Below are 21,390 nucleotides of genomic sequence, written 5' to 3'. Positions count from 1 at the left end.
CAGCTGAAGGGACCCTTCGGACGCTCCCAGCGCACGAAGGGTCCCTTCGGCTTCCGGCAGGGGGAACACTCAGGGGAACACCTAGGGCCCCGGAGGGTCACACCTCGATCGGCGGGTGCAACCGCATCAGCGTCCAGGCCCGGTCCCGGCGCACCGCGAGGGCGCTGGCGCCCAGCGACGCGAGCAGCAGCCCCAGCAGCACCGCGATCGACACCCACAGCCGCGAGTCGATGCCGCCGACGGTGAGCTGGCGCAGCCCGTTGACGGCGTACGTCATGGGGTCGAAGGGGTGCAGGATCTGGAACGGTTTGGCGGTGGTCTCCACGGGATAGATGCCGCCCGCCGACACCAGCTGCAGCATGAGGAACGCGAGCGTGACGACGCGGCCCACCGCGGGCCCGAAGATGGCGTTGAACGCCTGGATCAGCGCCATGTAGGTCAGCCCCACCAGGCCCAGGAACGCGATGGTGCCCACCACGTACACCGGCACCAGCCCCACCCCGAAGTGCACCACCAGGTACATCACCAGCACCTGGGAGATCGCGATCAGCGCGGCCGGCCAGTACGACGCCAGCACCACCCGTAGCGCGCCCAGGCCTGTCGAGATGGGCCGGGTCTGGATGGGCCGCAGCAACATCCAGGTGATGATGCCGCCGACGAAGAGGGCGAGCGGCAGGAAGAACGGCGCGAATCCGGTGCCGAAGGTCTTGGCGCGGTTGTCGTGGTGCTGGTCCAGCTCCACCGGCGCCGACAGCGTCTGCGCGACGGCGGTGCGCTGCTGGTCGTCCCACTGCGGCACCTGCTCGCTGCCCTCCTTCAGCTGCGACGCCAGTTCCCCGGAGCCGTCCTTGAGTTGGGTGGTGCCGTCCGCGAGCTGCCCGGCGCCCTGCGCCAGCGTCTCGCCGCCGGTGGACAGCTGGGTGAGCCCGTCGTCGAGGGCGCGGGCCCCGGACGCGGCCTGCTGGCCGCCGCTCTGCAGCTGGGTCAGTCCGTCGCGCAGCTGCCCGGCGCCGCCGACGGCCTGCGACATCCCGGCCCGGTAGGGGCTCGACGGGTCGCCCAGCTGGAACGCGAGTTGCTGTGCGCCGTCGCGGAGTTGGTCGAGCTGGGCGCGGGTGCCGGCGTCGAGGACGGGCCCGAGGGCGCCGGTGACGCGGTCGACCAGCTGGTTCACACCGGCGCTCAATTGTCCTGCGCCGTCACCCAGCTGGGTGGTGGCCCCGGACAGCTGGTCCAGCCCGCCGGCGAGCGCGGACGCGCCCCCGGTGGCGGTGTCGATGCCGGCGGACAGCTGCGCGGTGCCGTCGGCCAGTGCGGTCGAGCCCGCCTTGGCGGTGCCCAGTCCGTCTGCGAGCGTGCGCGATCCGGTCGCCAGCTGCTGCGCGCCGGCGTCGGCGGTCTGCGTGCCGGTGGCCAGCTGCTGCGCGCCGTCGGCGGCGCGGCGGAGTCCGGCACCGGCGTCGCCGAGGCCGACGAGCACCTTGTCGACGGACTGTTCCCCGATCTGCGCGCTCACCGCGTTGAGGATCTGCTGGGCCGCGTTCTGCCCGATCACGGTGCCCAGGTAGTTGTTGGCGTCGTTGAACGTGAAGATGAGCCGGGCCTTCTCCGGGTCCGGTCCGGTGGGGGAGGCCACCGACCGGCTGAAGTCGCCGGGCAGCGTCACCGAGAAGTAGTAGCGCCCGTCCGCGACACCGGTGGACGCCTCGTACGCGGTCACCTGGTGGAACTCGAGTTCGCCGGAGTCCACCAGCCCCTGCGTCACCTGGTCGCCGGCGTTGAGGGGTTGGCCGTCGACGACGGTGCCCTGGTCCCTGTTGACGAGCGCGACGGGGATCTTGCCGGCCTGGCTGAACGGATCCCAGAACGCCCACAGGTACAGCGCACCGTAGAGCAGTGGCATGAGCACGATCGTCACCAGCGCGACACGCGGCATGAGACCGCGGGAGAACCGTTTGAGTTCGGTGCCGAGCGACATCCCTGCGAGCATGGGTTACTCCTCGCCTTCCGGTGCGATGTCCGAGAGCGGGTGGAATTCGTGGGCGGGCGAGCCGGGCGGCAGCGGGTTGACGGCGGACGCGATCACCGTCTGCCGCGCCCCCAGCATCGCCAGGTGCTCCACCAGGCGGGCCCGATCGTCCTCGGCGCGTACCTGTTCCAGGTCGTCGATGAGCAGCAGCGGCGGCACCCGGGTGTTGGCGACCGCGATCCGCAGCAGCAGGTTGTCGAGTTCGCCCAGGTCGCTGACGTAGTCGGTGAGCGCGGGCAGCGGACGGTTGCCGAACACCGGACCGCACACCTGCTCGAGCTCCCGCTGACCGGCCCGGCGGATCAACCGGTACCACGTTGCGTCCCAACGGATCTGCTCGGTGATGAGATCACGCACCGTCACCGACTCGGAGATGTTGTCGATGCCCTCGAAACCCGCGATCGCCGACACGGCGCGGATCCCGCCCGGTTTGCTGCGGCCCAGCACCCGCAGCGTGCCGGACGACGGTTTCATCCGCCCGCTCAGCGTCAACAGCAGTGAGGTGCGGCCGGATCCGGCGAAGCCCTGGATCACCGCCAGCCCGCCGAACGGGATGTGCAGGTCCACCGGACCGAACACCGGTCCCAGCGAGCCGCTGCGCGTGAGCCGCTCCGCGCGGACGGCGAGGACCGGGCCGGTGGGCTCGGAGTACTCGGTGTGTTCGTCCATGCTGGTCACAGCGGCTCACCAACCTCGTTTCGGCGTCGGAATCGACATCGACCAGCCAAACACAACCGAGTGGTCTGCGCCGGGTATGGCGCGAATCGGTGCACACCCGTCCCGATCCCCGTCCGGGCGGGTCAGTCCGGCAGCGCCACCACGTCCGGGATCTCGCCGTCGAGGATGCGCCGGGCGGCGTCACGCAGCTGGCGCTCCCCCAGCCGCTGCAGCCACCGCCGGCCCGCCGGGACGCGGCCGAGCACGTGGTGTTTGGCGACGTTGACGACGAAACGGCCGGCCGGGTACCAGGGTGGGCGCACCGGCACCCGCAGCGCCCGCACCCCGGCCGGGCCCAGCAGCGTGGTGGCCAGCGACAGGCCGCGCTCGTACTCGTAGCGGCGGCGCAGCCGCTGGAACCGCGGGTAGGGGGTGCGCAGCGGCAGGTCCACCAGCGACGCGGCCAGCGCGTAGCTGTGCTCGTCGGCGGCGGGGGCGGACGCGCCGATCTGGTACATCATCCGCAGCCCGGCGCGTTCGACGAACGGCAGCCAGTGCGGGTCGACGCCCATCAGCCAGCCGACGTAGCACCACAGGTGCAGGACGGCGTCGGCCTCGCGGCGGGTGTAGCGGACCCCGAGGACGCGCGTGTGCAGCAGGAACGTGATGGAGAACAGCCCCAGGGTGCCGGCCTGGTCGAACTGGTTGACCGGGAGCCCGCGCGCGGCGCTGTCCCAGCCGGCCTCGTGCTCGTGGTGGTAGTCGACGAACGCGTGCATCAGCCGCACGTGCACCGACAGCGTGAAGCCGGGCCCGAAGCGGTCCAGTCCGCCGTCGGCGACGCAGCCGTTCCACCACGTGCCGGTCTCGGCGATGCGGCGGCGGGTGCGCTCCCCGGTCAGCCGGCCCGACGACGTCAGCACCGGCAGCGGCCCGGAGTTGTTGTAACCGCCCAGCAGCGAACCGTAGGCCAGCACGTCGCCCACGTCCTTCCCGACGCGGCGCAGCGTCCGCGCCCCCAGCGCGATCTTGTCGCGGTCCACCCAGTGGGGGGTGTCCTCGAGCAGCGCGAAGTACTCGCGCAGCGGCGCCGGGGCGTCGGGCACCGCGTCGACGCCCTCGGCGAGCGCCCGCCGGAACTGGGCGAGGGTCACGGTCCGGTCCCGGCGGATGGCGCGGACCAGCGCGGCGCTGGGCTCGTCACGGGTGAGCAGCGCGCGGCGCAGCGCGTCGGCCTCCCGCGGGGTCGCGTCCGGGGACGGCCACGCGAACGGCCGGAGTGGGGCGGTCACCCGCGCGGAGCGGGCACGGTCGCGCATGTAGCGGCTGGGACCCTCGGTGATGGTGGTCACAGCCCCAGCGTGCATCTGACAACCGGTGTTGTCAATCGTTGGCGGGGCCGGGAACGGCGAGGCCCCCGCCGGTGGATACCGGCGGGGGCCTGCGAACGGCACTGCGGGAGTGCGGGAGTCAGCCGATCAGAACGCGGCCTCGTCCATCTCCATGATGTCGTTGTCGAGGTGCGACAGGATGTTGCGGGTCGCGGTCAGCTCGGGCAGCACGTTCTTGGCGAAGAACGACGCGGTCGCGATCTTGCCCTCGTAGAACGGCTTGTCCTTGTCGGACGCACCCTCGTCGAGCGCCTTCAGCGCGATCTCGGACTGGCGCAGTAGCTGCCAGCCGATGAGCAGGTCGCCCACCGACATCAGGAAGCGGACCGAGCCCAGGCCCACCTTGTACAGCTCGGTGGGCTGCTCCTGCGCACCCATGAGGTGCCCGGTGAGCGTGGCGGCCATCGCCTGGACGTCCTCGAGCGCGGTCGACAGCAGCGCGCGCTCGGTCTTGAGGCGGCCGTTGCCGGCCTCGCTGTCGATGAACTTCTTGACCTCGCCGGCCACGTGGGCCAGCGCGACGCCGCGGTCACGGGCGATCTTGCGGAAGAAGAAGTCCTGCGCCTGGATGGCGGTGGTGCCCTCGTACAGCGAGTCGATCTTCGAGTCGCGGATGTACTGCTCGATCGGGTAGTCCTGCAGAAAGCCCGAGCCGCCGAGGGTCTGCAGGCTCTCGGTCAGGTACTGGTACGCCCGCTCGGAGCCCACACCCTTGACGATCGGCAGCAGCAGGTCGTTGACGCGGTGCGCCAGCTGCTCGTCGGCGCCCGAGACCAGCTGCGCCATCTCCGGCTCCTGGTGCGCGGCGGTGAAGAGGTACACCGCGCGCAGGCCCTCCGAGTACGCCTTCTGCAGCGCCAGGCTGCGGCGCACGTCCGGGTGGTGGGTGATGGTGACGCGCGGAGCGGTCTTGTCGGTCATCTGCGTCAGGTCGGAGCCCTGCACGCGCTCCTTGGCGTAGTCGAGCGCGTTGAGGTAGCCGGTCGACAGCGTCGAGATGGCCTTGGTGCCGACCATCATGCGGGCGTGCTCGATGACGTCGAACATCTGCGCGATGCCGTTGTGGACCTCGCCGACCAGCCAGCCGACGGCCGGGGTGCCGTGGCCGCCGAAGGTGAGCTCACACGTCGCCGACGCCTTGAGGCCCATCTTGTGCTCGACGTTGGTGACGAAGACGCCGTTGCGCTCGCCCATCTCGTTCTTCTCGAAGTCGAAGTGGAACTTGGGGACGAAGAACAGCGACAGGCCCTTGGTGCCCGGGCCGGCGCCCTCGGGGCGGGCCAGGACCAGGTGGAAGATGTTCTCGAACAGATCGTCCGAGGTGGCGGACGTGATGAAGCGCTTGACGCCCTCGATGTGCCAGGTGCCGTCGTCCTGCTTGATCGCCTTGGTGCGGCCCGCGCCCACGTCGGAGCCGGCGTCCGGCTCGGTCAGCACCATGGTGGCGCCCCAGCCGCGCTCGACCAGCGTGGCCGCCCACTGCTTCTGCTCCTCGGTGCCGTTCTTGAAGAGCACGTCCGCGAACGACGGGCCGGCGGCGTACATGAACGCGGCCGGCTGCGAGCCGAGCAGCATCTCCGCGATGGCCCACACCACCGCGCGGGGCACCGGAACACCGCCGACCTCTTCGCTCAGGCCCATGCGGTACCACTCGGCGTCCCACATCGCCTTGAACGACTTCTTGAAGGACTCCGGCAGCGTCGCCTCGTGGGTCTCGGGGTCGAACACCGGCGGGTTGCGGTCGGCGTCTGCGAAGGCCTCACCGAGCGGGCCCTCGGCCAGACGTGCGACCTCGGACAGCATGTCCTTGACGGTGTCGGCGTCGAGGTCACCCCACACGCCCTCACTCAACGGCTTGTCCAGACCGAGTACCTCGAACAGGTTGAACTCGAGGTCGCGGACGTTGCTCTTGTAGTGGCCCATGTTCTCTCCCTGAAGTGCACTTCGTTGGTGCGGTCTGTCTTTCCGTCGAGTACCGCCCAAGTAGCTACTCGTCGGTAACTTATTCGATGTTACTCGCGATTAAGTTAGCTGCCAAGAGCAGGTCTGCGAGCGACCAACAATGCGTCGATCGCGGTCCGGCCGTCGACGTCGCGATGGCGCCGTTCGGCCACCGTCACGTCGAGGCGGCCGGCGATGTCGGCCACCAGATCGTCTGGCGTGTAAAGGATTTCGGGATCGGGGGGGCCACCCACGCCTTCGGTGAGGTTGAGCGAGTCGTGACCCAGGATCATGAGGATTCCCTCGGGTTTCAACGAGTCGATGATGCGACTCACAAGGGCGCGCCGCTCGGCCGGCGGCAGGTGCACGAAGATCATCAGCACCAGGTCGTGGCCCGACGGGTCGGTCGGTTCGGCGGGGGCGGTGATGTCGTCGACGACGTAGTCCAGGCGCTCGCGCACCCGTCGCGGCGCCTGGGCCGCGATCTGCCGGGCCTTCTCGATCGCCACGGGGGAGAAGTCGACGCCGGTGGTGCGCCACCCGCGCGTCGCGAGCCACAGCGCGTGCCGGCCCTCGCCGCACGCCAGGTCCAGCGCGCGCCCCGGTGGCAGCGACGTCGCGAACTCCACGACCACCGGATTCGGCGGCGCACCCCACACCATCTCCGCCTGCGCATACCGCGCGTCCCAGTCGCGTGCATCCATGCCTACGACCGTATAGCGGCGGCGGCATTCCCTCCCGGCACGCGAACCGGTCGTTCGTTCCGCGGCGCGCCCCGGGAAGGGTCCGTCGCCGTAATGGAACCGTCGCTCAGCCGACGGTATTAGAACTGTCGGCTCAGCCGCTGTAGTGGAACTGTCGGCTCAGCCGACGGTGATCCGGCGGTGCGCCAGCTTCCAGCGCCCGTCCTCGTAGCGGTGGGTGTCGTCGTAGCGGCCGACGCCGGCCAGCTTCGGCTGCGTCGTGGTGTCGCGGAAGAACAGCCAGTACGCCGTCGACGACGCCTCGGTCTCCGAGTCCAGCGACACCGCCACCGTGGTGATGACGTGCCGGCTCGCGGTGCCCGGACCCTGGATGCCGCCTGCGCGACGTTCGCGCACACCCTCCTCGATCACCGCGATGCCGCGACGCTGCTGCGCGGCCATGCCGGTCACCGGGTTGGGCTGCGACTCCCAGACGGCGTCGGCGGTGAAGTGCTCGAGATACTCCTCGACCGTGCCGTCGTCGGCCAGCTGGGCGATGCGGGACAGCAGGTCCTGAATCTCGCCACGCGGGTCGGTGCTCGTCTGCTGCGCCACGTCGTCTCCTCGCTGATGCAAACCAATCATTTGCTCGGGACGTTAGTGGTTCGGTGTCGTCAGTTCCAGGCGGTGTGCCAGTAGGCGGCATTCTGCGACGTCTGTCGGACGACGGCGTCGGGTGCGGGGGCCGCCGGCCAGATCGTCACGCGGTATCGGTCGGGCCCGTCGCCGCTGTCCGTCTCGTGCCCGGCGTCGATGCCGGCGGCGCAGTACCGGACGCGGTAGGTCCCGGCCGGCAGCGGGATCCGGTCGCCCACCACGTCGCCGCCCCACTCCTGTACTTCCAGGCCGTCCGAGCCGACGACGGTCAGCGGTGCCTCGACAATCTCCTCCCACGACGCGTCCACGGGCGGCTCGTCGGCGACGGCCTCGACGGTCAGCGCGACGGTTCCGGTGTGCAGGCCCGTCACGAACCAGGCGACACCCGGCTCGGCTGTGCCGCACAAACCGTTGCGCTGCCCGACGAACCCGTCGGCCATGTCCTCGCTCGAGGTGCCGGGTTCGGCGAGGTAGAACTGGCCGTACGCGACGTTGATCCGGTCGTCGAACGCGACCAGCGCACCCTGTCCACCGGTCGGATCGGGGCCGGGATGCGCCTTTGCCGGCGTCGATGGCTCCTGGTGCGGAATCAATTCCTTGACCCGGCTCAGTTCCTCGTCGGTGAGCTCGTGCCCGCTGCGCAGGCACCACTTCCATCCGCGGTCCTCCCAGCGGACCTCGTGCGGGTAGCCGCCGTAGTCGAGTTCCTGGGGCGCCTTGGCGGCGGCCGGCCAGCGCGTCAGCTGCGCCCCACCGTTCACGGCGAGGTCCATCGTGAGCGTTCCGGTGTCGGGGTCGCCGCCGGACAGGTCCACCCGAAACCCGGTGGGCCAGTAGGTCGGTGCGGGCAGGCCCCGTTCCGCGATCCGCTGCAGCTGCTCCCGCCGCAGCAGCCACTCGTCGGGGCGCTCGGTGTACGGGCCGGTCCACGCGAATGTCTCGTCCGGGATCTGCGGGTCGAGTTCGAAGTCCAGCAGCTCCAGCCGCATCGAGCCCTCGGCGAGTTCCAGTGCGACCACCACGCCGGTCGCGTCGTCGAACGTCACGTCGATCGTGTTGCCCAGGCGTGGGTCCCGGATCCGGACCTGCCACGCGTCGCGGCCACGCACGGAGACGGCTCGCGGGGCACCATCGGGTTCCACCGGAGGTTCGCCGGTCTGGCCGATCTCCCACATCCGGAACGCCTCGGTGAGCTGGGACGGATGCCCGCCGCCCCACATCGTGTACGAGTTGTCGGGCTGCCGTTCCATCCCGCCGTCCGGCGTCCGGTGGAACTGTCCGGCCGGACCGTAGACGATGCACGGGGTCCCGTCCCGTTCGGTGCGCCAGCATCCCGGCGGCGCGTACCAGAAGCGTTCGGTGAACTCGCTGCCGCCGACCGTCGCCCGCATGGTGCCGGTGATGCGCCGTCCGGCCGAGGCGTAGTTGCGGCCGCGCAGGTCGTGCCAGGTGGGGTCGTCGCTCATCTCGTCGACCCTACCGAGCGGACCGCCCGGTTTGCCTGATCGACCGCTGACTCACCCCAGCGACGTGTGCATCAGCAGCACGTTGTAGTTGGAGTGCACGGTGGTGAGGAAGTACAGGTCCGGCCCGGACGACCACGGGTGCATGTAGGCGCCGTACATGGTGGGCAGCTCGTTGCCGTCGACGAGGACCTCGGGCGGGCTCCACGGGCCCGCCGGGTTCGACGCCCGGCGCATGACGACGGAGTTGCGGTTGTCGGTGGTGAGCATCAGGTACTGGCCCAGGTAGTCGTTGTACTGCACCGAGATCTCGCCGACGCCGCCGAACGTGACGGGCGCCGCGACGTCGGGGTTCTCGCGCACCCACTTGCCGCCGTCCCAGTACTCGTAGGCGCGCAGGTCGCGCATCTGCGGTTCGCGGACGCGGGCGAGGTAGACCAGTCCGCCGCGGCCGGGCGGGGTGCCGTACTGGTAGACGTAGCCGCCGCTCTTGACGAAGGCGCCCATCTGGAAGTTGAGGTTGCCGCCGACGGGCGGGCGCCGGGTCTCGGTGGCCTCGATCCAGTTTTCGCCGTTGTCGGTGGAGAACACCAGGCTCGAGTAGTTGGTGTCCCAGCGGCCCGGATCGCCCCAGCTCTTCACCGACATCATGCTCATGTACTGCATGCCGTCCGCGGCGACGCCGGCGGTGGGGATGCGGCTGATCTCGACGAACGGGATCTTGGGGCTGGGGACGAGTTCCTTGGACTGCCCGACGATGTCGCGGGGCGTGCTGTCGAACGTCATGCCGTCGCCGAGGTTGCGGTCGCCGCTGCGGAACAGGACGTTGCTGCGCCACGACCACAGGCTGCCCACCAGCAGGTTGGGCAGGCCCAGTCCGGCGGTGTCGCCGAACGCGGTGAGGACCTGGCCGTTGCCGTTGTCCCACATGATGCCCAGGTCGGTGCCCAGCACGTTGGCGTCCTGGGTGCGGTTGGCGCTCAGCAGCCCGGTGGCCTGCGCGACGGCCTGGCTGCGGCCGTGCAGCACCGGGACCCCGTGGGTGCCGTTGAGGACGGGAATGGGATTGACGGAATTCGGGTCCGCAGTGGCCGGGGACGAAAGGGCGAATACGGACGCCGACGCGCATATCACGCCTGCTATTGCGGACTGAACTCGCTGTCGTTTCACGAAGGGTCCCATCGGCGGTGGAATGCGGGCTTCACCTGGTGTGATGCCCCGAAAGCGCTGACGCCTCGCGGGCTTGTCGAGGCGCGTCATACGCTATCCAGCGCGGCCGCGTTTATCGGCCGAATCTCGGGCATTTACAAGATCGTCATATTCGATTCCGGGAATTGTCCGGAAATGGTCGACGCGGCGATTCGTCGGCGATGTCCGAAAGGTCCGCACCCCCGCGCGGCAGGGCGCTGAAGTGCGCCTCAGTACCGTGTCGTCTCGGACGGGGGCCGCGCGGGCTCCCTCGCGGGACGCAGAGGTGTCCCGCTTTTCGGCTGTAGGAAGGACCGAACATGGTTGCGCAGATCTCGAACTCCACCGAGGTCAGGCAGTCCGCCATTCTCGGGTTGGGGGTGTACCGCCCGGAGCGGGTGGTGAGCAACGACGAGATCTGCCAGACGATCGACTCCACCGACGAGTGGATCCAGTCGCGCTCGGGCATCAAGAACCGCCGGTTCGCGGGCGACGAGGAGACGGTGCTGGCGATGGCGATCGCCTCGGGCCGCAAGGCGCTCGAGGCCAGCGGGCTCTCCGGCGAGCAGATCGGCGCGGTCGTCGTCGCCAGCTCCACCTACCCGCTGCAGACCCCGCAGTGCGCGGCCGTGGTCGCCGACGCGCTCGGCACGGGCGGCTCGGCGGCGTTCGACGTCACGGCCGGCTGCGCGGGCTTCTGCTACGCGCTGTCCGTCGCATCCGACATGGTCCGCCTCGGCACCGAGGACCACGTGCTGGTCATCGGGGTGGAGCGGATGAGCGACAGCACCGAGCCCACCGACCGCAGCGTGCGGTTCATCTTCGGCGACGGCGCCGGCGCGGTCGTCGTCGGACCCAGCGACACCGCGGGCATCGGCCCGGTGGTGTGGGGGTCGGACGGCTCGCAGGCGCAGGCGATCCGGCAGGAGCCGGACTGGCTGGCGTTCGCCAACGACCCCACCCAGCGGCCGTGGATCAAGATGGAGGGCACCACGGTCTTCCGCTGGGCCGCGTTCGAGATGGGCAAGATCGCCGTGCAGGCCGCCGAGCGGGCCGGCGTGGCGCTCGAGGACCTGGGCGCGTTCATCCCGCACCAGGCCAACGGCCGCATCAACGAGGTGATCGCGCGGCAGATCAATCTGCCGGAGTCGGTGCCGGTGTCCGACGACATCGCCGAGACCGGCAACACCTCGGCGGCGTCCATCCCGCTGGCCATGGAGGAGGTGCTGCGCACGGGCAAGGCGCAGCCGGGTGAGCTGGCGCTGCTGGTCGGCTTCGGCGCCGGCCTCTCGTACGCCGGTCAGGTCGTGACGCTGCCGCCGCTCGCGAACTGACACCCCACCCCGGACGGCGGACGGGCCCGCTCGCAGTGCGCGAGCGGGCCCGTCGGCGTCCGGTCGGTCAGTTGTTCGCCAGGAAGGTGTCGATCATCGCGAGCTCGTCCTCGTCGAGGGGGCGCCGCAGGTGGCTGACGTTGCGGGCCACCTGCGCCGGCGACGCGGAGCCGATGAGCACCGACGCGATCTGCGGGCGGGCGTCGAGCCAGGCCAGCGCCAGTTCGGAGAGCTGCCGGTCGAGCTTGCTCGCCAGCGTGAGCAGGTTCTCGACGCGGGAGAGCGCCTCGTCGGTGGCGGTGGCGGCGAAGTAGTCGGACTTGTCGAAGCGCGACCCGGCGGGGAACGCGCTGCCCTTGCGGTACTTGCCGGTGAGCAGGCCGGCCGCGAGCGGGTAGTAGGGGATCACCGCCAATTCGTGCTCCTCGCAGGCCGGGACGATGTCGGCTTCCACCTTGCGCTCGAGCAGGTTCCACTCGATCTGCGCGGCGACGAAGCGGGGCAGCCCGCGCTCGCGGGCGGTGTCGACGGCGGCCGCGATCTGCTGCGCCGAGCTGTTGGAGCACGCGATGTGCCGCACCTTGCCGGCCTGCACCAGCTCGTCCAGGGCGCCCAGGGTGTCCGCGATCGGGACGTCCGGGTCGGGCATGTGCTGGTAGTAGAGGTCGATGTGGTCGACGCCCAGGCGGCGCAGGCTGGCCTCGCACGCGCGGCGGACGTAGTCGGGGGCGGAGCCGCGGTCGGTCTCGCTCATCGGGCCGCCGAACTTGGTGGCGATGACGGCGTCGTCGCGGCGGCCGGCCAGGGCGGCGCCCAGGATCTTCTCGGACTCGCCGGTGGAGTAGATGTCCGCCGTGTCGAAGAACGTGATCCCGTGCTCCAGTGCGGCGTCGACGACGGCGCGGGACTGTGCCGCGTCGAGTCGTGAACCGAAGTTGTTGCAGCCCAGGGAGACCGTCGAGACGGACAGATCGGTTCCGGGGAGGGTGACGTACTGCATGGTGGGGGACATCGAACTCCTGACGCTGGCACTCGAGGGGGCGGACGGCCTGCCCGAGTTCGGACTGTACGCCCGCAGGGGCCACGCTGCCGAGGCCCAATTCCGGTGTGTGGTAACAGTCGGCAAACGGATTTCGCCCACCCGATAGGATTCCTCGCTGCGAACGTATGTGCGAGAGATGAGGGTTCGGTGCGACGGTTTCTGGCCGTGTTGGGGTCGGTGTGTCTGGCAGTGATCATGGCGGTCGGGTATGTCCTGATCGACAAGTGGACGGCTCCGGACGGTGGGGGTTCCGGCGGGGCGCCCAGCCCGACGCTGCCGGCGGGGGAGCTGACCGGGCTGCTCGCGCAGGTGGTGGTGGCGCCCGAGCTGCCGATGACCGGCTACAGCCGCGAGGAGTTCCCGCACTGGGACCTCAACACCCCCGAGCACGGCTTCGGTGCCGACTTCGCCCAGTACGCCCGCTGCACCACCCGGGACGTGATGATGCTGCGCGACGCCGTCGGCCCCGTGCAGCTGGATCCGAAAAGCTGTGAGCTGACGGTCGGCTCGGGCGGCGGCTGGCAGGACGAGTACGGCTTCATCGACCGCAAGACCGGGGCGCTCAAGCCGTACAAGTTCATGACGGAGTCGTCGGCGGTGGACGCCGAGCACATCGTCGCGTTGGCCGAGGCCTGGCGGTCGGGCGCCGCGAAGCTGGACGAGAACACCCGCCGCAACATCGCCAACGACGCTGTCAACCTGGTGGCCGCGGACCCGTCGGCCAACCGGTCCAAGGGTGACCAGGACGCCGCGAACTACCTGCCGCCCGGGAAGTTCCGGTGCGCGTACGTCGGTCGATACCTTCAGGTGAAGGTAAAGTACGGGCTGTCCGTCGACTCCGCCGAGCAGGCCGCTCTGCGGACCGCCGTCGACGACTGTGTCCGCGAAGGAGGCTCGGGATAAACGACATCGTCGCGCTCCCCGTCGAGGCCGCCGTCATGACCGCAGAGGAAGGGACGGTGTCGGGGTCGCTCGAGATCACGCTCGACGACGACGGCCACGGCCTGGTCCGCTACCGGGACACCGAGAGCTGGTTGACCATCGGCAATCTCGACGACGACCCGCCCCGCGTGTGGGCGACGGTCGCCGAGCTGGCCGACGCCATCGAGGTCGACGCCGGCGCCCGCGACGTGGCCGGCAACGTGATCCCGTTCGAGGCCTGAGCTTTCGGGGGCCGAGGTGCTAGAAGTTCGGCTCCACGGCCGTGGCCACCGGGCTGTGCGACGTGACGGCGGCGTCCTTGGACTCCTCCGCCCGCTTGCCGATGGCGATGTAGAGGACCACGGCCACGATCAGCGCGGCCACCATGAAGCACCAGAAGGCGATGTTCCAGCGGGCCTGGCTCGCGCTGGTCTGCTGACGAGTCTTGACGAGTCGTCGGTTTCGTTTCCCCACGAAGCGAGATCATGCCCAATTCGGTTGAGCGCCGCGACTTCTGGAGTGATCTTGATCGGTAAGGAAACTTAGGTCCCGAACCGGACACTGGGGGGCAGCGACGAGGGCCCGCCCCTACCGCGCGTTCCCCGAGTCGGCACCGATCATCACCACGTCGGCGGTCACCTCTGCCGTCACGAAGCGTTCGGCGTCCGCCGGCACGTAGCGGGACACGTAGCTGTGGTCGAGATGTTCAGCTCGATACTCAGTCGCCTCGTAGAGGGCCGCGGCAGTCACGAGGGCGACAGCGAAGACTCCCCAGAATGCGACCTCTCGGCGGTGCTGAGCCCAGAGGGCCTGTCGTCGATGTACCGGCTTGCGGTGCCGCTTGCCCATGCCCACCCTCGTGTTCAACCGTGCCGCCGGCGCTCTTTCGCGCCGCCGATGTTCGATCGATTGATCTCTGCGATGGCGGTGTGCGTTACCGAGCAGCCCGACCCGCGTGCCACCTCACCCGCCGTCGACACCGGTCACTGATGGGCGGCCCTACACATGGGCGGTGCCGCTGCCTGGGGTCTGAAGCAGCGGCACCTCGCCGAGGAGTGTTCGTCCGCGGACTCGACTCCGGCGACCGAGATGTACCCAGTTTCATTCGGGCGAAACCCCGCAGGGGACCGTGAACGCGCCTACTTGAAATGACCGCCATGCCTCTGCGAAGAGAACTTGCCGCACGCTAGGCGGACGCGTTGGGAGCACTCGCCGCGGCCACACACCGGACGGCGGTATTGGCCGACGCCCACGGCGACTGGGTGATCGACGCGTTCGACGACGCCACTCTGCCCTGCGGAAATCGGCGCACTGGATTCCCAGCGACATGCAGCGCGGTGCACTGGGTTAGTCGGTGTGAAGACGGCGCTCGGTCCCGTCGGGGGTGGACCGAGCGCCGCGGATCTGACGTTAGAGACCGGGCCCGGTTCCCACCCGGGAAATCGGGACTTTGTGCCCAGCGTCACGCGGCGGGAGGTCCTTCCGGCCAGGCTGCGTGTCCGGGAGAAATCTCGCCTACGACGGCGAGCGCCCCGGGCGGGGCGGGATCGGGCTTCGAATGCTCCACGCGTTGCTCGATGGCCCAGTAGAGGACCACGGCCAGAACCACCGCGCAGGCCATGAACCCCCAGAACGCGACGTTCAGGATGGTTCGGGTCCGACTTGGCCTCGGTCGAATCCGGTCGCTTCCCTGTCGATGTCGTCTCCCCATGGGCGCACATCATGCCGGAAGCTCCGACCTGCGTAAATAGTTTTTGTACCGACTGGTTTGTTCTGTGTCGGTGGGTGCAGATTTGTGTGTCACCCACTTCGGAGATTCTCTACCGTGCTGAGAAAACATCGCCGACAGTCCCGCCTGTAGTCGTGCGCCGCGATGGCCGACCGAGTGCCCGGATATCCGGCCGACCCACCAGGACGATCCGTCGCCTATATCGCTTTCGGCGCGGGGCGCGTACCGTGAACCCAGCAGTCAGTTTGGCTGCCAAACGAACAGGGCGGACCAAGGACTCGCCTTACCGGCGTTGGGCCCTGTTCATCGAGATCAGGCAGGTGTTTCGTCCTGTGGGCTCAGCCTTCAACCCGAGAGTAGCGAAAGCTTCGTAATTCTCGGCGTCCCCAAGGAGCGCCCTGTGCGCGTATCGATTCACAATCCCGACCACGGCCATTTCGCTGACGCCGCCACGACTTTGGCGCTCCTCACCGATCGTCCTACGCACCTGATCGTGCATGGTCTACTCCGCGCGGTCCGCGCCGAGTATCCGCGCCGGCGGTACATGCTCGCCACCTACAACGCGCCCGGCTGGCCCAGCGACTCGTGGCTCGTGCAGTTCTGCTCGAGCACGGCCGGCGAGGAGTGGACGCTGGCCGAGTCGTGCCACGTCTGGCTGGTCGACGCGTTCGACGCGACCTGCGCGCAGATGGAGAGCCTGAACCTGGCAGCCACCGCCGCCGAGGCCGCCGCTGTAGTCGTAGATCCGCCGGCGGCCGCGATCGGCACCACGGAAACCGCTCAGTCCGGCTTGTCGTCTTCGTAATCGTCAGCGGGGGGCCGCCGGAACTCGCGCTCGTCGGCGATCCGGATCGCCCGACCGATGACCAATGCGAGGACGACGGACAGCACGATCCAGCCGACGGTCAGCCAGACGATCCAGTGCACACCGCCAACTACAGCGCCTCGGCTCGGCTGCCGTAACCGGTAGGCCCGAATGACACCCGAATCTTCATCCGCCCGTGCCGCCCACGAAAAACGCCCCTCAGCCGAAACAGCTGAGGGGCGTTCTGCAGGCGAAGGGGTCAGCGGAGACCGGCGACCGCACCCACCAGGGCCAGGATCGTACCCAGCCCGCCGATCAGGGAGCCCACGCCGCTGACCACCGGCTGAATCTGCTCGATGAGTGCGAGATCGGCTTCGGACGAACCCATTGCTTCTCCTCTGTTCGTGCTTCCCCGACGCATTCGACACAGTCGAAGGCCGTGCCACTGCCAGGTGCTGCGGCACGGGCGAGGTTAGTGCATGTCGGGCATGACGGCCTCATCGGCGATGGTCATGCCGCTGCGGCGCGTCCTCGGCGTCGAGGGTGGTGGTGTCCCAGTCGAGGGTCGAGCCGAGCTCCTCGCGGTCGGCCCGCCGGATGCCGCGGCCGATGAGCACGGCTGCGCCGAGCGCGAGCACGAGCCACACGCTCAGCGCAGTCCACAGCCAAGCCATGCCTCTGTTTCTAGCATCGGCACCTGTGAAACGTTGAAGTATGCGCTGAGAACTATCTCACGCGAGCGACAGAGGTTCCGTAACGGGACGAAAGCGGTCGCGGGCCTGGTGCACGGTCAGCACCGTGATGCCCAGGGCGCGGACCTGGGCCAGCAGCGCGGCGTCGGCCGGGGTGCAGATGCCGTCCAGGGCGTCCTCGTCCACCACCGCGCAGTCGACGGTGCCTTCCAGGGTGTCGGCTCGGCCGTGGCCCAGCGCGAGCGCCAGTTCGCGGACCTCGTCCAACGTGGCGGAGTTTCCGACGAATACGACATCGCCCTTGATCGAGGTAGCGGCCTGATCTCCGAGTGCGTGGCTCATGTGACTCCTTTGGCGACTTGTGGAAGCGCGGTGCCGGCTGGGGGCAACTGGTGTGTGCCCAACGGGAGACGTGCTCGCCGTTAGCGAGGCTCTCGAATCGTATGCCGGTATGCGGCTGCGCGCTCGTCGGGAGCGCACTGCACCGGTTAAGTGGTCAGTCGACCGGCACGGTTTCCGGTGCCGCCGGGGCGCCCTGTGGACGTCGGCGCCGCCGGGTGGTGAGCAGCCGCTGGGCGGCCGAATCGAGCAGGTAGCCCAGGACGCCGATCACCAGAATCACCGCCATCACCTGGTCGTATGCCAACTGGTCGCGGGCGTTGAGGATCTGGTAGCCCAGCCCGGACCGCACCCCCAGCATCTCCGCCGGCACCAGCACCACCCAGGCGATGCCCAGCGCCACCCGCAGCCCGGTCTGCAGGTGCCCGCGGATCGCGGGCAGCACCACGGTGGTGAGCCGCTCACGCCGGGTGGCTCCCATGGATCGGGCCACCAGCAGGTAGCCGGGTTCGATCGCGTGCACACCCGCCGCGGTGTTGATCACGATGGGCCAGACGGCGGCGGCCGCGATGAGGAAGAAGACCGGGCGGTGTCCGATTCCGAACAGCGCCACCGCGATCGGTGCCCAGGACAGCGGCGAGATCATCCGCAGGAACTGGGTCACGGGCCGGACGGCGCGGTCGATGGTGGGGTTCAGCCCGATCACCAGCCCCAGCGGTATGCCGATCACCGCGGCGATCAGCAGCCCGACGAGCAGCCGCCACATGCTCGCGGCCAGGTCGGGGAGCAGCACCCCGCGCTCGAACAGCTCCACCAGTGCCGGGACCACCTCCTGCGGCGCGAAGTCGCGGATCAGGGAGCCGGCACCGGCGACGATCGTGGTGGCGAACCACCACAGCGCCACCGCGATCGCGATCGCGACCACCGGTGGCCACCACGCCGTCTCGCGGGTACGGGGGGAGGGGCGGCTGCTCACGTCGGTTCCACTTCCTCGGTACGGGTCAGGTCGGCGGGCAGCCCGAACGCGGTCGGGCCCCCGCCCCGGCTCAGGGACTGCCGGACGAATCGGTCGTCCACCAGGTCGGTGTGGACGGTGGCGGGGTCGAGGCGGGACAGGAACCGGCGGTCCCCGTCCACCTCGGTGTCCTGCATCGCCTCCACCAGCGCGCGGGTGAAGCTCGGGAAGGGGAACGGCTGGAACCCGATCCGCTGCGGCTGCCAGTCGTGGTGGGTGATCGGGTAGGTGTCGGCCGGATAGGTCAGAGCCTTGGTGATCGCCGGGAGTGGCTGCGGCAGATAGTTGCCCGCCTTGAGCATCTCCGCGGCCTGCTTGCGGTCCGTCGAGATGCGCAGCTGCGCGGCGGTCACCGCGTCGGTGAGTTGTTGCACGCCGGTCGGATTGCGGTCGACGACGTCCTCGTGGACCAGCAGCGCGCAGCACGCGTGGTCGCGCCACACGTCGCCGAGGAACCGGTGGATCCGGCCCACGCCCTTGATCTCTGCCGCGGCGTTGAACGGGTCGGCCACGGTGTAGCCGCCGATGGCACCGTTCGCCAGCGCCGGCAACATGTCCGACGGGCTCATCACCACCAACCCGACGGTGCCGGCCGCCTTCGACGGCGCGGAACGCACCACCGCGCGAAGGCCGTTCGCCCGCAGCATCTTCTGCAGCACGATGTTGTGGATGGACCACCAGAACGGGATGGCCACCTGGCGGCCGGCCAACTGCCCCAGGTCGGTGACGTCCGGGGCGACGGTGAGCGCGGAGCCGTTGGTGTGGTTCCAGCCCAGGATCCGGGCCGCGCCGCCCAACGAGTAGCGCAGCTGCACGGCCATCGGCATCAGCAGGTGCACCACGTCCACGTGCCGGCTCATGAACGCCTCGGCCAGGCTCGACCAGCTGCGGAACATCACCGGCTGCGCGGTGGTCACCGGGGTGCCCGCGTACAGCCCGGCCCGGTGCGCGACCAGCAGCGGTGCGGCGTCGGTGATCGGCAGGTAGCCCACCCGCAGCTGCCCGCTGGTGTTGGCGCGGCTGGTGCCGGCGGTGCGGGCCAGGTCGGCGATCCCGGCGAGGCCGCCGGCGGCTGCCAAGCCCACTGCGCCGCGCAGCAGGGTGCGCCGGTCGACGAGTCCGCTCACGGCCCGGGAGTCCCGACGAGTGCGGTGGTGCGGTAGGCGGCCAGGATGTCGGCGCGCAGGGCGTCGTCGGCGGTGCGGCCCGCGCAGTCCCATTCGCGTTGCACGGTGCCGCCGTCGCCGATGAGCACGATGCGGTGTCCCAGCACGATGGCCTCGTCGATGTCGTGGGTGACGAGCACGGTGGTGCAGCCCAGTTCCTCGGCGACGCCGGCGAGCCAGTGCTGCAGGTCGCCGCGGATGGCGGGGTCGAGGGCACTGAACGGCTCGTCCAGCAGCAGCAGCTGCGGCCGGATCGAGACGGCCCGGATCACCGAGACCCGTTGCGCCTGCCCGCCGGAAAGCTCGTCGGGGTACGCGTCGGCCACCTCGGCCAGGCCGAACCGGTCGAGCAGCCCGTCCGCGTACGCGGGATCGAAGACGTCCCGGTTGGCGGCGAACCGGTCGCCCAGGCGGACGTTCTCGCGGACGGTGAGCCACGGCAGCAGCAGCGGCTTCTGGAAGACGACGCCGGTGCGGGGCCGGGCGTCACCGGTCACGCCGTCCCACGTGATGGTGCCCGCATCCAGCTGATCGAGCCCCGCCACGATGCGCAGCAGTGTCGACTTGCCGCTGCCGCTGGCGCCCACGATGGCGAGCATCTGGCCGCGGTCGATGTCGAGGTCCACGCCGGCCAGCACCGGCCGGTGGCGGCTGCCGAAGCTCTTGTAGCCCTTGTTTATCGAGACTGCGCGAGTTCCCACCGCAGTTGTCCTTCCGACGGGGACTGGATGGGCAGGAACGCGGCCTCGCGGAACCGACGGTTGGTCGGGTGTTTGGCGGCGTAGCCGGCGCCGCCGCGGAGCGTGGCCTCGAGCCGGGTCGCGGCGACCGCGACGTGCGAGCCGTCCAGGCGCAGTTGGATCAGCTCCCGTACCGGCACGTCGTCGATGCGGGAGGCGAAGTGGTGCAACCGGGTGCGCAGCGACGTGTACTCGGCGTCCAGGGCGGCGTACTCGTCGGCGAACTGCTCGCCCAGCCCGGTGAGCAGCTGTGCGGCCTCGGCCAGTGACGCGCTGGCGATGCCGCTGCAGAAGGAGGTCTGCAGCGCCAGGAACGTGGGGCGGATGTCCCGGCAGAAGGTGAGCAGGTCGGCGCTCACCAGGCGTTCCTCGGGGACGAACACCCGCTCGAGGACCAGCGAGGTGGAGGAGGTCGCCTCCAGCGCCAGCAGATCCGGGGCCGGGTTGATGCGGACCCCCGACGAGTCCGCATCGATCACCGCGACGAACGTGGTCCCGTCCTCGCAGCGGGCCGGCAGCACGATCACCGAGTCCTCGAACACGTTGGAGGCCCAGCGGATCGGGCCGGTGATCTCGATGCCGCCGTCCACCGGGGTGGCGATCAGCGGGACGTCGCCCAGCCCGGCCGCCTGCCGCAGCCCGGCGGCCATCGCGGTGACGCCGATCGTCGCGCCGGTCGCGAGGCGGTCCCGGAACGCGGCGCGGACGCTCTCCGGGCCGCGGTCCACGTATTCGAGGCACATCCGGTGCGCCCACACCGCGAAGCCGGCGCTGAGGCTCTCGGCGGAGACGTCCTCGATGACCGCGACCATGTTCAGGAGCGGATCCGCCCCGCACCCGAGGTCGAGCAGCCCCAGTGAGCCCAGCCGGGCCACGTCCTCGCGGGTGTCGGTCTCGCCGCGGTCGAGTCGGGCGGCGCGGTCGCGCACGAACGCGCGGGCCTTCTCCCGCTCAGCGGATTTGGTGGCGTGAATGGTCGCGGTCATCGGGGTTCTACCGTTCGGTGTCGAGCTCGTGCAGGCGGCTGACGGGGGTGCTGACGATGTCGCGGGCGCGCCGGACGGCGTCCTCGTCGGGAGCGTTGTAGAAGCACAGGCACTTGGCGGTGTCCTCGCGCACGTAGGTGCGCAGGAAGCTGACCTCGGGGATGTTCGCGTAAAGCGGCGACTTCTCCTTCTTGCGGGTCAGGTAGGTGTCCATGTCGATCTCGGCCGGGATGTCCCACTCCACCAGGTAGCCGGCCTCCGGGCGCGCGGCCTTGATCTCCTCGATGTCGGCGCCGACGATCCGAACCTGGTGCGGCCCATCGAGTTCGGCGGCCTGCAGGGAATCGGCCTGAAGGTCGGGTGCGGCGCAGCCGTCGAACTCCGTGATCGCGAAGACGCGCTCGCCGCCCTTGGTCACCTGGGTCTCGATCAGCTCGCCGCCCGCGGCCGTGGTCGCCGCGTCGATCTCCTTGATGAGCTGCTCGAGCTGGTCGCGACGCTCGGCGGCGGGCGCGATTTCGTACAGGTACAGAGCCTTCGAGGACATGGGGGAACCTTCCGGTGGTGGTGATGGATACCGTCGCACGCCCACACCGACGACGCCGGGTGAGG

24 protein-coding genes are annotated in these 21,390 nt (G+C 69.8%); 4 read left to right on the top strand and 20 right to left on the bottom strand.

Annotation, left to right across the window (positions count from 1 at the left end; translation table 11 throughout):
* Positions 1 to 97: 97 nt before the first annotated feature.
* The 8 genes from E7742_RS16055 to E7742_RS16020 all read right to left on the bottom strand — a co-directional run bounded on the left by E7742_RS16055 (position 98) and on the right by E7742_RS16020 (position 10,003).
* Entirely contained in the window at positions 98 to 1,990 is a 1,893-nt protein-coding gene (locus E7742_RS16055; RefSeq protein WP_137799845.1) for a YhgE/Pip domain-containing protein, read from the bottom strand.
* 3 nt (positions 1,991 to 1,993) lie between these two features.
* Positions 1,994 to 2,698 (bottom strand): hypothetical protein, encoded by a 705-nt coding sequence (locus E7742_RS16050; protein WP_137801254.1) that lies wholly within the window; start codon positions 2,696 to 2,698, stop codon positions 1,994 to 1,996.
* Between the two features lie 131 nt (positions 2,699 to 2,829).
* Complete coding sequence (locus E7742_RS16045; protein WP_137799844.1) at positions 2,830 to 4,038, bottom strand: oxygenase MpaB family protein; 1,209 nt, start codon at positions 4,036 to 4,038, stop codon at positions 2,830 to 2,832.
* 126 nt (positions 4,039 to 4,164) lie between these two features.
* Entirely contained in the window at positions 4,165 to 6,000 is a 1,836-nt protein-coding gene (locus tag E7742_RS16040) for an acyl-CoA dehydrogenase (protein ID WP_137799843.1), read from the bottom strand.
* A gap of 104 nt (positions 6,001 to 6,104) precedes the next feature.
* Entirely contained in the window at positions 6,105 to 6,722 is a 618-nt protein-coding gene (locus E7742_RS16035; protein WP_137799842.1) for a class I SAM-dependent methyltransferase, read from the bottom strand.
* Positions 6,723 to 6,881: 159 nt separating this feature from the next.
* Positions 6,882 to 7,316, bottom strand: a complete 435-nt coding sequence (locus E7742_RS16030; RefSeq protein WP_137799841.1) for a nuclear transport factor 2 family protein — start codon at positions 7,314 to 7,316, stop codon at positions 6,882 to 6,884.
* Between the two features lie 59 nt (positions 7,317 to 7,375).
* On the bottom strand, positions 7,376 to 8,824 hold the full coding sequence (locus E7742_RS16025) for a hypothetical protein (protein WP_137799840.1): 1,449 nt from the start codon (positions 8,822 to 8,824) through the stop codon (positions 7,376 to 7,378).
* Between the two features lie 51 nt (positions 8,825 to 8,875).
* Positions 8,876 to 10,003, bottom strand: a complete 1,128-nt coding sequence (locus E7742_RS16020; RefSeq protein WP_137799839.1) for a DUF4185 domain-containing protein — start codon at positions 10,001 to 10,003, stop codon at positions 8,876 to 8,878.
* 326 nt (positions 10,004 to 10,329) lie between these two features.
* Between E7742_RS16020 and E7742_RS16015 the strand changes: the two genes are divergently transcribed.
* Positions 10,330 to 11,343, top strand: a complete 1,014-nt coding sequence (locus E7742_RS16015; RefSeq protein ID WP_137799838.1) for a beta-ketoacyl-ACP synthase III — start codon at positions 10,330 to 10,332, stop codon at positions 11,341 to 11,343.
* Between the two features lie 67 nt (positions 11,344 to 11,410).
* On the opposite strand, the gene E7742_RS16010 is transcribed toward E7742_RS16015, so the two are convergent.
* Positions 11,411 to 12,355, bottom strand: a complete 945-nt coding sequence (locus E7742_RS16010; RefSeq protein ID WP_137799837.1) for an aldo/keto reductase — start codon at positions 12,353 to 12,355, stop codon at positions 11,411 to 11,413.
* Positions 12,356 to 12,532: 177 nt separating this feature from the next.
* Between E7742_RS16010 and E7742_RS16005 the strand changes: the two genes are divergently transcribed.
* On the top strand, positions 12,533 to 13,288 hold the full coding sequence (locus E7742_RS16005; protein WP_254699029.1) for an HNH endonuclease family protein: 756 nt from the start codon (positions 12,533 to 12,535) through the stop codon (positions 13,286 to 13,288).
* Positions 13,289 to 13,323: 35 nt separating this feature from the next.
* The gene (locus E7742_RS16000) at positions 13,324 to 13,548 is read left to right on the top strand and encodes a hypothetical protein (RefSeq protein WP_137799836.1); all 225 of its coding nucleotides are present in this window, start codon (positions 13,324 to 13,326) and stop codon (positions 13,546 to 13,548) included.
* A gap of 19 nt (positions 13,549 to 13,567) precedes the next feature.
* Here E7742_RS16000 and E7742_RS15995 read toward each other — a convergent pair whose 3' ends face one another.
* Together E7742_RS15995 and E7742_RS23280 are read right to left on the bottom strand one after the other, a co-directional pair.
* The gene (locus tag E7742_RS15995) at positions 13,568 to 13,780 is read right to left on the bottom strand and encodes a hypothetical protein (protein ID WP_137799835.1); all 213 of its coding nucleotides are present in this window, start codon (positions 13,778 to 13,780) and stop codon (positions 13,568 to 13,570) included.
* A gap of 114 nt (positions 13,781 to 13,894) precedes the next feature.
* Positions 13,895 to 14,056 (bottom strand): hypothetical protein, encoded by a 162-nt coding sequence (locus E7742_RS23280; protein ID WP_175420510.1) that lies wholly within the window; start codon positions 14,054 to 14,056, stop codon positions 13,895 to 13,897.
* 1,472 nt (positions 14,057 to 15,528) lie between these two features.
* Here E7742_RS23280 and E7742_RS15990 point away from each other — a divergent pair.
* On the top strand, positions 15,529 to 15,840 hold the full coding sequence (locus tag E7742_RS15990) for a hypothetical protein (protein ID WP_137799834.1): 312 nt from the start codon (positions 15,529 to 15,531) through the stop codon (positions 15,838 to 15,840).
* Here the strand turns inward: E7742_RS15990 and E7742_RS23275 are convergent.
* From E7742_RS23275 to E7742_RS15960, 9 genes are all read right to left on the bottom strand, one after another.
* Positions 15,816 to 15,962 (bottom strand): hypothetical protein, encoded by a 147-nt coding sequence (locus E7742_RS23275; protein ID WP_175420509.1) that lies wholly within the window; start codon positions 15,960 to 15,962, stop codon positions 15,816 to 15,818. The genes E7742_RS15990 and E7742_RS23275 overlap by 25 nt on opposite strands.
* Positions 15,963 to 16,099: 137 nt before the next feature.
* Positions 16,100 to 16,228 (bottom strand): hypothetical protein, encoded by a 129-nt coding sequence (locus E7742_RS23655; RefSeq protein ID WP_302660014.1) that lies wholly within the window; start codon positions 16,226 to 16,228, stop codon positions 16,100 to 16,102.
* A gap of 109 nt (positions 16,229 to 16,337) precedes the next feature.
* Positions 16,338 to 16,514, bottom strand: a complete 177-nt coding sequence (locus E7742_RS23270) for a hypothetical protein (protein ID WP_175420508.1) — start codon at positions 16,512 to 16,514, stop codon at positions 16,338 to 16,340.
* A 57-nt stretch (positions 16,515 to 16,571) separates the two neighbouring features.
* Entirely contained in the window at positions 16,572 to 16,874 is a 303-nt protein-coding gene (locus E7742_RS15985) for a hypothetical protein (RefSeq protein WP_137799833.1), read from the bottom strand.
* Positions 16,875 to 17,028: 154 nt separating this feature from the next.
* Positions 17,029 to 17,847, bottom strand: a complete 819-nt coding sequence (locus tag E7742_RS15980) for an ABC transporter permease (protein ID WP_137799832.1) — start codon at positions 17,845 to 17,847, stop codon at positions 17,029 to 17,031.
* Positions 17,844 to 19,013, bottom strand: coding sequence for an ABC transporter substrate-binding protein (locus E7742_RS15975; RefSeq protein WP_175420507.1), 1,170 nt, complete (start codon positions 19,011 to 19,013; stop codon positions 17,844 to 17,846). Before E7742_RS15975 ends, E7742_RS15980 begins: the two co-directional genes overlap by 4 nt.
* Positions 19,010 to 19,753: an ABC transporter ATP-binding protein gene (locus E7742_RS15970; RefSeq protein ID WP_137799830.1), complete on the bottom strand. Its 744-nt coding sequence runs from the start codon at positions 19,751 to 19,753 to the stop codon at positions 19,010 to 19,012. The genes E7742_RS15975 and E7742_RS15970 overlap by 4 nt, the downstream gene beginning before the upstream one ends.
* Positions 19,729 to 20,778 carry an acyl-CoA dehydrogenase family protein gene (locus E7742_RS15965; RefSeq protein ID WP_137799829.1) on the bottom strand — a complete coding sequence of 350 codons (1,050 nt, stop codon included), beginning with the start codon at positions 20,776 to 20,778 and terminating at the stop codon, positions 19,729 to 19,731. The genes E7742_RS15970 and E7742_RS15965 overlap by 25 nt, the downstream gene beginning before the upstream one ends.
* 7 nt (positions 20,779 to 20,785) lie before the next feature.
* Positions 20,786 to 21,325 (bottom strand): DUF4242 domain-containing protein, encoded by a 540-nt coding sequence (locus E7742_RS15960; protein WP_137799828.1) that lies wholly within the window; start codon positions 21,323 to 21,325, stop codon positions 20,786 to 20,788.
* Positions 21,326 to 21,390: the final 65 nt, after the last annotated feature.

Origin of the sequence: Rhodococcus sp. SGAir0479, from assembly GCF_005484805.1 — a bacterium.
Classification (GTDB): Bacteria; Actinomycetota; Actinomycetes; order Mycobacteriales; family Mycobacteriaceae; genus Prescottella.
The sequence above is the reverse complement of the archived record's forward strand: the minus strand, read 5'-3'. Positions and strand labels throughout refer to the sequence as shown.